This window comes from Priestia abyssalis, from assembly GCF_002019595.1.
Taxonomy (GTDB): Bacteria; Bacillota; Bacilli; order Bacillales; family Bacillaceae_H; genus Bacillus_BA; species Bacillus_BA abyssalis.
The window spans coordinates 1,845,167-1,857,872 of the sequence record NZ_KV917369.1; the positions used below are offsets into that span (position 1 = coordinate 1,845,167).

Annotated in this window: 9 protein-coding genes and 1 pseudogene; 8 read left to right on the forward strand and 2 right to left on the reverse strand. The window is 40.5% G+C overall.

Annotated elements, in window-relative coordinates; genetic code table 11:
• Positions 1-46 precede the first annotated feature (46 nt).
• Positions 47-379: a DUF1904 family protein gene (locus BK575_RS08560; protein ID WP_078410005.1), complete on the forward strand. Its 333-nt coding sequence runs from the start codon at positions 47-49 to the stop codon at positions 377-379.
• A gap of 240 nt (positions 380-619) precedes the next feature.
• On the opposite strand, the gene BK575_RS08565 is transcribed toward BK575_RS08560, so the two are convergent.
• On the reverse strand, positions 620-1,669 hold the full coding sequence (locus BK575_RS08565; protein WP_078410006.1) for a pyruvate kinase: 1,050 nt from the start codon (positions 1,667-1,669) through the stop codon (positions 620-622).
• 318 nt (positions 1,670-1,987) lie between these two features.
• Here BK575_RS08565 and BK575_RS08570 point away from each other — a divergent pair, with 318 nt between their 5' ends.
• Entirely contained in the window at positions 1,988-2,812 is an 825-nt protein-coding gene (locus BK575_RS08570) for a protein-glutamine gamma-glutamyltransferase (RefSeq protein WP_078410007.1), read from the forward strand.
• A 48-nt stretch (positions 2,813-2,860) separates the two neighbouring features.
• Here the strand turns inward: BK575_RS08570 and BK575_RS08575 are convergent, their stop codons facing one another.
• Positions 2,861-3,349: a Gmad2 immunoglobulin-like domain-containing protein gene (locus BK575_RS08575; RefSeq protein ID WP_078410008.1), complete on the reverse strand. Its 489-nt coding sequence runs from the start codon at positions 3,347-3,349 to the stop codon at positions 2,861-2,863.
• Between the two features lie 229 nt (positions 3,350-3,578).
• Here BK575_RS08575 and BK575_RS29565 point away from each other — a divergent pair.
• The 6 genes and pseudogenes from BK575_RS29565 to BK575_RS08600 all read left to right on the forward strand — a co-directional run.
• Positions 3,579-3,794, forward strand: a pseudogene (locus BK575_RS29565) (NADH oxidase); the annotation flags it as partial.
• Between the two features lie 172 nt (positions 3,795-3,966).
• Complete coding sequence (locus BK575_RS08580; RefSeq protein WP_169907665.1) at positions 3,967-5,574, forward strand: phosphodiester glycosidase family protein; 1,608 nt, start codon at positions 3,967-3,969, stop codon at positions 5,572-5,574.
• A gap of 457 nt (positions 5,575-6,031) precedes the next feature.
• A complete protein-coding gene (locus tag BK575_RS08585) occupies positions 6,032-7,405 on the forward strand; it encodes a 3' terminal RNA ribose 2'-O-methyltransferase Hen1 (protein WP_078410010.1) in 1,374 nt (457 codons plus the stop codon).
• On the forward strand, positions 7,402-10,008 hold the full coding sequence (locus BK575_RS08590) for a polynucleotide kinase-phosphatase (protein WP_139367999.1): 2,607 nt from the start codon (positions 7,402-7,404) through the stop codon (positions 10,006-10,008). The genes BK575_RS08585 and BK575_RS08590 overlap by 4 nt, the downstream gene beginning before the upstream one ends.
• Positions 10,009-10,451: 443 nt before the next feature.
• The gene (locus BK575_RS08595) at positions 10,452-11,747 is read left to right on the forward strand and encodes a Glu/Leu/Phe/Val family dehydrogenase (RefSeq protein WP_078410012.1); all 1,296 of its coding nucleotides are present in this window, start codon (positions 10,452-10,454) and stop codon (positions 11,745-11,747) included.
• 46 nt (positions 11,748-11,793) lie between these two features.
• A complete protein-coding gene (locus BK575_RS08600; protein ID WP_078410013.1) occupies positions 11,794-12,321 on the forward strand; it encodes an acyl-CoA thioesterase in 528 nt (175 codons plus the stop codon).
• Positions 12,322-12,706: the final 385 nt, after the last annotated feature.

A 12,706-nucleotide genomic window follows, 5' to 3' on the forward strand; every position in this document is an offset into this window, starting at 1 on the left:
GATTCATGCTATTATATGATAATCATACATAATGGAGGGAATACAATTGCCGCACTTAGTGATTCGAGGAATATCAATAGAAGAAATGAAGAAAATCAGCAAGCCGTTAGTGAGTGAACTTGCGAAAATCTGTGAATGCGGGACGGATAATTTCACGTTCGAGGTGCCCCATTCCACATTTGTATTTGACGGAGAGGAAATTCCTTCTTTCCCGCTTATTGAAGTAAAATGGTTCGAGCGCGGGCAAGAGGCTCGAGACAAATTTGCGCAAGCCGTAACTAAACAGATCATGTCAACAGGTGTTGACGAGGTAGAGGTCGTCTTTATTCCTTTTTCCGAGCCGGCATATTATATAAATGGGGAAAGGGTAGGGGAGTGAAAAAACGGAAAACTAAAAAAACTAGTTTGAGAAACTTCCATTGGGGGAAAAAGTAAAAAGCAACACTCCCCTTTATTGAAGTTGCTTCACCTTTGCCTCCGGTTTTTCTTGGCCGGGGGTCTTTTTTTTGATAAGGAGCCGGCTTGTTTAGCCCGCTCCTTTATTGATGTTTTTTTCAAAGTAGTCCCGACATATAAATCTACTGTTTTCATAGCTTGCCGCAGAGAAGGCTGGTGAGCATTACACTTTCTCTATCAGTTTTAACATATCTGCCATATCGAAGGGAGCCTCTTTTTTTATGGATTCTGCAAACTGGGAAACGAGGCGCAAGGTTTCGATACTTTGTACAGGATAATCTCCTGCTGCACTTTCAGCAGACAGCATCACAGCATTCGTTCCATCGAGTACAGCCTGAAAGACATCTGTCACTTCAGCTCTTGTAGGAATGGAATGGTCGACCATCGATTGAAGCATTTGAGTAGCCGTGATAACATATGTATTCATTCGATTACACTCGTTAATCATCGATTTCTGCAACACAGGAATCCAATGATAAGGTACTTCAACTCCTAAATCTCCCCGCGCAATCATAATGGCATCAGCCGCTTCACAAATAGGCTGAAAATGTTCGAGTGCTTCCATTGTTTCAATTTTAGCCGTTAATATTGGAGAATCCTTTGTCAGCTGTTTGATAAAATCACGTACCTCTTGGATGTGAGCGGATTTTCGAACAAATGAACAAGCGATATAATCAACCTCTTCTTGTACAAGAAATTGTATGTCTTGTTGATCCTTCTCTGTAATAGCCGGCAAATTTACAGGCGTACCGGGTAAATTGACGCCTTTATGGGATGCGATTTCACCTCCTGCCTTCACCGTTGTTTCAATTTTAGCCACTTCTACCTTTTTGACGACTAATTCCACTTGCCCATCATTAATGAGAATCCGGCTGCCTTCTTTCACGTCATGAATGATGCCGGAATAGTCCACACTGGCCCCGTCTTGATTACCCGTGACAGTGCTGGTATATAAAGTGAAAGAATCTCCTTCTTGAAGTGTAATTTGATCTCCCTCAATTACGCCTAATCTAATTTTAGGTCCCTGCAAATCGCCTAAGATTTTGATGGAATCATCCAATGATCTCACTAATTGAATGACTTCCCGATGGCTTTCGCGGGAACCGTGCGATAAATTCAAGCGCACGATGGTCATGCCATTTTGAATGAGTTTCGCTAACATATCTTTGTTGTTGCTCGCTGGACCAATAGTACATATTCGGTCAATCGTCATATCCTTCACCCTTTCATCTACTAGATCATTTTTGACAGAAAAAAGATTGTTCCAAGCTTTTGTGTTCAAGGTGCATAGTACAGTGTGACTTTTATTCGAGCTCTTTTATGATTTCCCAGGGCCAAATTAAATAAAACAAATAAAATCGGTCAAAAGTGAATTTGACTTATTGGAATTAGAAATGGAACATGCCGCATTTACTATTAATTGGTCAGTATTCCCTTTGTTCATCATATAATTTAGCAGGCGGTGTATGGATTTGCTGTCATTCATTCTAGCCAATTGGTGCCTAATCCCTACAAAGGGGTGAGTGGATAAGTGATAAAAGTTAATCAAAAATGGATAGACGCTAGTCAAATCGGTCCGGGGATTTTATCGAAAGAAGCAGTTGAAATCCTCCAATCGATGGAGAGTTACAGTAAGGTTTATGAGTATGAGACAATGGCACAGCTTGAATTTGAACTGGCGCTCAGGCTTCAAATCATGGAAGCGGCTGTTTCGTTGTATAACAGCGGGGTCGGCTTTGCTACATTCCAGACATCGAAATGCAACGAAAAATATTGGATACTTACGGAAAGAGGAGCTTTTATTCTTAAGCCGAATGTGTTGCCTGAAACGGGGATTGAAGACATCTTTCGCAATGGAAAAAAGTATGCGTTTGAATGTGCTACAGCCATGGTCATCGTATTTTATAAGGCTGTTTTAGAGTCAATTGACAGGAAGAAATTCAATCGTCTTTTTTCAGGACTTTTTCTATACGATTGGCAGTATGACAAGGATCTTGGACTTGATAGCCATGAGGGGAACGATTTTTTGCCGGGTGATTGCGTGTACTTCGAAAATCCTGACTACAACCCTAAAACTCCGCAATGGCAAGGGGAAAACGCGATTATGTTAGATGAGAATCTTTACTATGGACATGGGATTGGGGTGACCACTAAAGAGGCAATCATTGCTTTTTTAAATACAAAAAGAAAGGAAAATTCCGATCGAGCGGCCTTTTTGACCTCTCAAATCGTCCGGCCGAACTTTTGGTACTTAAGCCGTTTTCGCTCAGCGGCATTGCGTGAAAACTCGGAGCCTGTTTGCTGTTTTTCCAACGTGATTATTTCTGAGGTTGGTTCAAAAACTTATTTTTTATGAAAAGTCGGGGGCAGTCCGGGAAGGATTAAAGGGGCTGCCCCTCAAACTTTATTTATTTTTTTCTATTATTAATGGAATGAATAATTCATGTTGCGGGGAACCATCCTTCGCGCTTTCTTCAAATATTGTTAACATCGCGTTTGTACTCGTTGTTTCTTTAAAGGAAATCTTCACTTCAAAATCTCCCCATTCGGGTGCCCCTTTGTCTGCCGTGATAAAACCTTCCGCTAAAATATTATGCTGATCATCTTCAAGTTTATAGTGAAACGTTGCTTCAAATACACGGGCTGTTCCTTTTAATGTGAAATCTTCGTGTATGGTTTGATTGGGAATTGGCGCACTGATTTTAAACGCTTCATTTTCTACAGTTTTTGTTTCCTCTTGCTCGTTATGATCTGCAGGATCTTTCGTCTCCGAGTTAGTTTGGTGTTGGTCTTCCGAAGCCGGTTTGGCAACCGTTTCATCTCCTTGTTGGCAGCCGCTTGTTAGAGTAATTACTGCTAGTAGACCCATTGACATGAACCATTTTTTTTGCATGTGTTTTTCCTCGCTTTTTCGTTTTGTTTTTAGTAACGAAGCTTTGTAATAATATATTCCTTCTCAGTTACGTATAGTATGCCTACAGAAATAGATGTCAGTACATTTCAGCTCTGCCAATAAGAAATAATGACAGAGAAAATATATATGAATCCTCTCAATAAATGCTGGTATTATGGCCAGCGTTTTTTTGTGTCATGAGAAATTGAAGAATCCGGCTCTTGGGTAAAGAGGATATCGCATCCAACAGATGGAAGCGGTTATGCTCGTGCAGCGAATACTGTTAGCGGCGTCAGCCATCGGGATGGGGGATATCCGCTCCTCGGGTTTGATGCGAACGTGTGATGAGATTTACAAGATGGAGTCACAAGGAAACACCAGTCTAGTCCAAGTTCCGATCGGTCCCTATCAACAGCGCCCCTGGTTAAGGGGAAACATTTACTAATTTACAAAAACATCATAAATTCTAACACTGTTGCAATGATTCATTAACATTTGCTTAATACCCTTTTTTTATAATTTCGATAGTTAAAAGAATAATAGAAAAGCTGGTTTTGTAAATTTACTTTACCACACTAATGCAGCTTGCAGCAGACCTGGACAAAGGAGAGAACAAAATGAAGAATTCTTTGAAAAAAGTTATTTTCCCGACTATCGCATCCATTAGTTTAACTTCTGCTCTGTTTATAAATACGGTTCCGGAATTGCCGGTTCAGGCGGAGGCAAAAGAACAGTCACTAAAGCAATCGGAAAAGCAAGCTCTTCCTCTTGGGTTACCTAGTTTAAGAGAAGAGAGAACAACGGTGAGTTTAGCACCTGGAGTCACTTATACAAAAATAAGCCGCGGAGAACAATCAGAAAAAGATTTTTTTACAGTTGATGTCGATTTCGTTGAAACGTATGACCAGGCAAAATCGTTGTCAAAAAAACTTCAATCAGACGGATTTGGTGAACCGCGTATCGATCGGATAACGAAAAGGGCGATGGATGATAAAGAAAAGGGACCACTCGGATTTCTCGTCCGTGTTGGAGTTTTTCAGGAGGAAGCAGATGCAAAAGAGCTTCAGCAAAGATTAGCTGAGAATGGATATACCGGCCTTCGTGTTGTCTATACGGGAGAGGACGGGCAGCGGACTACAGGTCCATGGGTTGTGAATGTGATTGAAGTGGATCCCGACACTTTTAAAGGGAAAATGGTACCTGAATTAGCTAATGATATCGTTCAAGGAAAAGAAACATTAACCGGAATGGCCGAACGGAATCACGCCCTGGCTGGAGTAAATGGAGGATATTTTGTTGTGGGCAGCAATGATGGGACACCCGGTGATTTGGCCGGTATTTCGGTCATAGACGGAAAGCTTGTAAGTGAAGCGGTAAATGGCCGTTCAAGTTTGATTCTCCCTTCTGCAGGAACGGATGCGGGCATCGCTTCAGTCTCTTCTTATCAAAAAGCTGTTTCGTCTGACGGAGCAGTACGGGAAGTTGATGGGGTAAATCGTAAGTCAGGATTGATTCGCGGCTGCGGCGGTACTGGAGGAGATACCATGACAGAACAGCCGAAGCACGACTTTACTTGTAAAGACGAGAGTGAACTAATCCAATTTTCACCGGTTTTTGGTGATCGAACAGAATCCGGTGATGGTGTTGAAGTGGTGTTAAATGAGTCCGGAGATGTCGTCGAGTTTCGCAGCAAACGCGGCGGGGAAATTCCAAGTGAGGGCTCCGTGTTGTCAGGAACAGGAGAGGCAGCACAGTGGCTTAGCGCCCATGCACAAGTGGGCATGAACATTCAGGTTAAAAGTGAAATAACAGCAGACGGAAAACCATTATCACTCTCACAAACAGCCGGCATTATTAACGGAGGCCCCCGCTTGCTCGAAAACGGAAAAATTTCGATAAACGCAGTGGCGGAAGGCTTTCATTGGGAGGAAAACCCGGAGTTTTATTATCGCTTTGGAGAACGCCGTAACCCGAGAACGCTCGCGGGAATCAAAGCCAATGGCAATCTTCTTTTCGTCACAATAGATGGACGAGCCCCGGGCTGGAGTGTTGGGGCAAACTTTGAAGAGAGCGCGAGAATCATGAAATCGTTGGGGGGAGTGAATGCTCTCAACCTTGATGGAGGCGGGTCGACTGCCATGACTGTCGGAAATGATTTAGTCACGAGGCCGTCCGATCAAACAGGTGAACGCCCGATTGCAGATGCCATACTGCTGCTTCCATAATAGGTTTCTTAACAAATAAATACGATTGTGGAGGGTGACTCAACAGGTATAAAAAGCCTGCCCGTTGAGTCACCTTCCTTAAAGGACCCGTCATGAGAATCCAGTAAAATCAAGGATTCAGTGACGGGTCCTTTCAGTAAAAAATAGTTTTTGGCGTGGTTATATGAAAAGGCCGCTAAATGAGATGGTGATTTTTGTCTAGTAAAACAGATTATCATATTGGTTTTCTTTCCTCCCTCACCTTTCATCGAGGATCGGAATTCTCTTTATAATCTCTAGTGCGATGAAGGGATGGTGGGATGGGAAAATGGGGGATTAATGGGCAGAAAAATGATAAAATACATATAGTTACATTGTAATAATGGGAATTTCACTTTATCAGTAGAGAATTAAATAATTTATCCTCAATTAATAGCATATTGATGGGAGAATGAAAAAGCGGAGGGGCGTTCAGTTTATGCAACTAAGTATTAAAGTGTTAGGAGAGGGAGCAGAAAATTTATCACGTTTGCTGGCCAAAAATCCAAATAATCTTTACGACCGTGAAGAGAAAGGAAATCGTATAAGGCTAGTATTTACTTCCTCCAATGAAAAGGAAGCAGAAGCCGTTATTTTTGTTACTCCTGACCCAGTTGAATTGGTGAGAAACAGTCCGGGTATTTTTGATATTACCCAATATATAAATGATAGAGAATTTGTGGTTAGCAGCTTATTTTGTTCATATATTCGCACAGCTTTAGGTACAGCTTTAAATGGGAAACCAAAGGAAGAATTTATTCAATGGGTGGATCATCATTTTGAGATGGAAATTGGTTTCGGGCCGGTTGCCTCTCGTTTATCAGATCAAAAAATACATGAACTATTCGAACCGCTTGGATATCTTGTTGAAATCGAGCGCGGAGAGGCCGATTACTCATTTAACCTCAAACAAAAAAGCTCAGCAAGATATTTGAAGTTAAAGGGTCGAATCACCGTTCAACAAGCATTGCGGCATTTATTTATTTTAATCCCTGTTTTAGACAATTATAAACACTATTTTATAGACGAAAAAGAAATAGAGAAGATACAGAGGTATGGTGAAGGGTGGTTGGACGAACATCCTTTACGCAGCTATATTATTGAGCAGTCACTCCGGTTTAAAGAATTAATAAATAAAGTACCTATTTCACCATCAATTGCTACCGAAAACAAGGTGAATGATGATGTGTCTGCACCACCAAAGATTCGCTTAAATGAGCTGCGCTATCAAGCTATTATAGATAAAGTTGAATCTCTTCCATTTCACCAAAAAATTGTAGACTTCGGTTCTGGTGAAGGAAAACTATCTGTTCGGCTAGGAATGGTACCGAATGTCCAAGAAATTCTTGCTGTGGAACCTTCTGAATCCTCTCAATTGAGAGCTTTAGAGCGTTTTGAGAAAGCTGCGGGAAAGGATCAGTTTGTGTGTCCTACTCCGATTTGGGGCTCCTTGTTTTACTATGATAAAAGATTAAGAGGCAAGGATATTATTATTTTATGTGAAGTGATTGAACATATTGACGAATTTCGCCTGCCCAATATCATGAAGACTATTTTCAGCGAGTACCAACCGAATGCTCTCATTGTCACGACACCCAATCGTGAATATAATGCTGTTTATGACATGGATGAGAACATAAGGCATGCGGATCACCGCTTTGAATGGACAAGAGGGGAATTCAAAGATTGGTGTGAAACATGGGTTTCGAGTTTTCCCTACTCGATGCATCTTCAAGGTATCGGACAAGAATACGAAGAATATGGCTTTCCCACACAAATGTGTACATTTGTACGAAAGGAGGGAGCAATTTGAAGCATCAACTATTTTTACCTCATGCAGGAATTGTTTTATTAGTGGGTCCGTCCAATAGTGGAAAGACAACGTTCCTTCAAAAATGGATTGAGCAAGGTGTCTTAAAACCATCAGAGGTAGTTAGCTCTGATCAATTTCGTTTACTCGTAGGAGATAGCGATTTTATCGAGTGGGGAAATCGACCGAAGGATGAAGCAGATATATTATTGGGTGATTATCAGTTAATCTCCCAAAAAGCATTTGAAGCCATGGATTCCATGATTGAAACAAGAGCTCAGCTTGGAAAATTAACCGTCATTGATGCTACTCACCTATACTCGGAAGATCGAAAAAAGTATATAGATATCGCTAAAAAATACTATGTCCCTTCTATGGCGATCGTGTTAGACATCCCTGAAGAGGTTTTAATCGGAAGAGATGAAGAACGAGATTTCCCAAGAGGAAAGCGGAGAATCAAACAACAAGTTCAAACCTTTTTAAAAAATAAAAGATTTATCAAAAAAGAAGGATTTCGTCATCAGTATGTGTTGAAACATGATGAAATGGATCAAGTCCAGTTTATTCGCAAAACGAATCCATTAGAAATTGAAGTAGGACAAGGTGTCGACTTCATCGGAGATGTCCATGCTTGTTATGATGAACTGCTTGAATTACTTAATCAATTAGGTTATACAGCAAATGAAGAAGGACTATATGTTCACCCCGATGGAAGAAAGTTTGTTTCCGTTGGAGATGTGATGAGCAGGGGACCCCGTTCCATAGATAGTATGGTCTTTTTTAAAAAGCATGTAGATGCTGGTTTAGCGTATATGATTGACAGCAATCATGGATGGAAAATTGCAAGATGGCTTGATGGACGAAACGTGACCTTATCCCATGGTGATGAAAAAGTAGCCGAAGAGTTTAAACAATATGAGGAAACTTATGGAGAAGGAAAAGCGATTCTACTAAAAAACGAACTGAAAGATTTCTTGCTAAGGGCTCCCTCTCACTACCTTTTTATGAAAAATGGCGTGCGAGTTGCAGTCGCTGCTCATGCGGGAATTAAAGACGGTTATATCGGAAAACAGTCACATGCTATCTCTGATTTTTGCCGTTATGGGGATTCAGAGGGATTAGATGAAAGAGGAAAGCCTATTCGCAAAGATTGGTATACAGATCATCAAAGCAAAGAACTCATTATTTGGGGACATGATCCTAAAATCCAACCACTTATCATCAATAACACGATAAATATTGACCAGGGGGCTGTTTTTGGCGGAAATCTAACGGCTTTTCGATACCCTGAAAAAAGGTTTATTTTCGTTAAAGCAAAACAGGATTATTCGGGAACGGGAGATCATCCTTTAAAAGAATGGCAGGAAAAGAGATTAAGTCCGCCAAATATCGAAAGGTTTATTAACGGGTACTCGGTATTAACTAAACAATACGGTGAAATTAAAGTGCAGGAAGGTGTCGTCAAATCTACTATCGATGCAGTCTCTCATTTTACTGTACCAATTGAAGAGTTGATTTATATACCGCCGACCATGAGCCCGACTCCTGAACCTTCGAAGCTTGCGGATTATCTGGAGCATCCAGTTGAAGCATTTGACTATTATCAATCTAATGGAGTCCAAACGATGGTTGTAGAGAAAAAACATATGGGGAGCAGAGGGGTTTTACTTCTGTTCAAGGATGAGAATACAGCCGTTCAATATGTGGGAAGACCAACATTGGGAACCATTTATACTCGGACGGGACGACCGTTTTTTGCAAAGGAAATGGAAAACGAAATTATAAAAAAACTTAATAGAGACTTGACACATAATGGCTATTTCGAAAAGTATCATACAGATTTCATTTTAGTTGATGCAGAAATCATGCCTTGGAATCTAAAGGCGAAAGAACTTATTGGTACTCAATATGCCCATGTAGGGGAAGTCGCTTTAATGGACCGCACAAAACTAAAAGAAAAATTAGAAACAGCACTTGATCATGGCAGAGACGTAGAACCATGGTTATCTGAATTAAATACAAAACTGGAAAATGTGAAGGTTTTTAGGGAAATGTTCCAAAAATATTGTTGGAATACAGAGGGAATCACAGGAATTAAAATTGCCCCATTCCATCTTTTAGCTCATAGTGGAGAAACGTTTTTTCATAAGTCTCATCTATGGCATATGGAAAAAAGTCAGGAATTTAGTTCGCTGTCTGATTTGTTTATTGAAACGGAATTTATGGTTGTTTCAAACGAAGCATCAATGAAACAAGCAATCAGTTGGTGGGAATCTATGACTGAAGAGGGATATGAGGGATTTGTTGTTAAGCCTGAATATTTTATTTCTAGAAATGAAAAAGGGAAATTACTTCAACCTGCGATAAAGGTAAGAGGACGCAAATATTTACACATGATTTATGGAATGGATTATTTGCTTCCAGAAAACCTTAAAAGACTGAAAAAGCGAAATGTAGGCAAAAAACAAAGACGTGCTTTAATGGAATTTGCTTTAGGGGTAGAAGGTATCGAGAGGTTTGTTCATAAGGACTCTGTTGAAAGAATTCATGAATGTGTATTAGCTATCTTAGCTTTGGAAGCAGAGCCGGTTGATCCAAGATTATAAAGCGAAACTTCAATGAGCGGTAGGTACCTCCGCTTGTTCCAATTTGAGTCTTATCAAGATGAAACAGAAAGGTTAAATCAAACAACCAGTCGCACTTAGCAGCGACTGGTTGTTTGGTGTCTACTCTCTGTAGAATTCGTTTTTCGTTCACGTATAACTTTTTTATTCGTTTGTATTTGAAAAGAACTATTCAAAAAAATGAAAATCATTATCCAAAAGTCATATATTGTCTGCCGGAACAAAGGATATAAAGGGGAACGATGATCGAAGGAGGCTTTTTTCCGTTGTTTTTTTGGGTGGTGACAGGCACTTTTAATAATTTTTTTGTAGCTTTCTGTAGTTTCTCGTTTAATTATGTAGCCCCTACTATAAATTAAACTCGATGATTAAACAATGACACACTAATTTTAGTGTAAACAACTATAAAAAAAGAGGTGTAAAGAATGAAAGCGGCAGTTCCTGTTGAAAGTCATACTCAAAATCAAGACAATAAGCAAAGTGAAACGTTTGATTTATTAAATTCAACCCAATCCATTATCAAAGAGGCGGTTCGAAAATTAGGATATAACGATGATATGTATGAGTTGTTAAAAGAGCCTCTTCGAATGCTTACGGTACGTATTCCGGTTCGCATGGATGATGGTTCCATTCACGTTTTTACCGGCTATCGCTCGCAGCACAACGATGCAGTCGGCCCGACAAAAGGCGGAGTGCGTTTTCATCCGGAAGTGAATGAGGAAGAAGTAAAGGCATTGTCCATGTGGATGAGTTTAAAATGCGGCATTTTTGATCTTCCTTACGGCGGGGGAAAAGGCGGAATTGTCTGTGATCCTCGCAATATGTCATTTCTAGAATTAGAACGTTTAAGTAGAGGATATGTGCGTGCGATTAGTCAAATTGTTGGACCGACGAAGGATATTCCGGCACCGGATGTATTTACGAATCCGCAAATTATGGCATGGATGATGGATGAGTACAGCCGAATTCAAGAGTTTGATTCACCTGGATTTATTACTGGAAAACCGGTAGTGCTTGGGGGTTCGCAAGGGCGTGAGACCGCTACAGCGACAGGGGTTACTATCTGTATTGAAGAAGCGGCAAAACGAAAAGGAATTCCGTTAAAGGATGCACGTGTAATCATCCAAGGGTTTGGGAATGCAGGAAGTTATCTAGCCAAATTCATGCAAGATGCAGGTGCAAAAGTAATTGGTATTTCGGATGCTTATGGTGCCCTTTATGATCCAGACGGACTTGATATTGATTATTTACTTGACCATCGCGATAGTTTTGGAACCGTAACCAACTTATTTACGAACGTCATCACGAATCAAGAATTACTTGAAAAGGAATGTGAAATTCTTGTTCCGGCTGCGATTTCCAATCAGATTACACGTGATAACGCGAATCATATTAAAGCTGAAATTGTAGTTGAAGCCGCAAACGGGCCGACAACACTTGAAGCAACGAACATACTAACAAAACGCAATGTCCTGCTTGTTCCGGATGTGCTTGCCAGCTCTGGCGGTGTAACGGTTTCCTATTTTGAGTGGGTGCAAAATAACCAGGGCTATTATTGGACAGAAGAAGAAGTGGCTCAGAAATTGCGCGATAAAATAGTGGAGTCTTTTGAAAGGGTTTTCTCTACAGCCCAAAAACATCAAGTAGATATGCGCTTAGCTGCTTATATGGTTGGCATAAAAAGGGTATCAGAAGCTTCGCGTTTCCGTGGTTGGGTATAAAAGGTTATAACGATAAGAGATTGAATTGATTTAAGGAGATGTACTTATGGAAGCAAAGTATTGTAAAGAATCCCGAGTGATACGAACAAGTCGTATATTTCCAAACGACGTAAACAATCACAACACATTATTTGGCGGGCGGTTAATGAGTGATGTGGACCAAGTCGCATCCATTTCTGCAGCACGCCACAGCCGAAGGGAATGTGTCACGGCTTCCACTGATTCAGTTGACTTTTTACATCCGGTTCGAACAACCGATTCTGTTTGCTTTGAATCGTATGTGACATGGACAGGTACATCATCAATGGAGGTATTTGTAAAAATCATCGCAGAAGACTTGAAAAGCGGGGAGCGTAAAATGGCCGCGACGGCACTTTTAACGTTTGTCGCACTTGATGAGCATAAACGCCCAACGCGCGTTCCTGAAGTCATTCCGGAAACAGCGGAAGAGAAAAAGTTACATGAAACGGCGCCGGAGCGAGCCAGAATGCGTAAAGAAAGAAAACAAAAAAGTAAAGAGTTAGCTGCATTTTTAACGATAAATCATCTATGGGATCGGGATGGTTCGTTATGAATTAGATAGATCGATTTAGAAAATTCGACATGACCAAAGAACGGCCATGCCAAATTTCCTAGACCTTTGAGGGCAGATTCAAGTGGTCTGGATGACCGATTATGAATACCTTTCGATGGAATAAAACGTGTCGAGTTATTAAGTGGAATATATAGATCCAGTATGTTCAGTAAAGCATAAATAGCTTTAGGAAATGAGTTATTAATCTATTAATTGGAGGCATTTTTTTATGTGGGTTATCACTGTCTATTCTAAGGAAAATACAAAAATGTTCGAATTTGATACGGAAACTGAAGCAAGGGAAGCTTTCAACAAAATCCAGGGCTGTAAGATTCTTTCTGAGATTGTGTACTTTAATGATCCCCGTTTCGCTTTAGTTGGGGTT

Bases quoted from the DNA above. Each gene is read 5' to 3' on its own strand.
- BK575_RS08565 (WP_078410006.1), bottom strand. From the start codon at position 1,669: ATGACGATTGACCGAATATGTACTATTGGTCCAGCGAGCAACAACAAA.
- BK575_RS08575 (WP_078410008.1), bottom strand. From the start codon at position 3,349: ATGCAAAAAAAATGGTTCATGTCAATGGGTCTACTAGCAGTAATTACT.
- BK575_RS08580 (WP_169907665.1), top strand. From the start codon at position 3,967: ATGAAGAATTCTTTGAAAAAAGTTATTTTCCCGACTATCGCATCCATT.
- BK575_RS08585 (WP_078410010.1), top strand. From the start codon at position 6,032: ATGCAACTAAGTATTAAAGTGTTAGGAGAGGGAGCAGAAAATTTATCA.
- BK575_RS08595 (WP_078410012.1), top strand. From the start codon at position 10,452: ATGAAAGCGGCAGTTCCTGTTGAAAGTCATACTCAAAATCAAGACAAT.
- BK575_RS08600 (WP_078410013.1), top strand. From the start codon at position 11,794: ATGGAAGCAAAGTATTGTAAAGAATCCCGAGTGATACGAACAAGTCGT.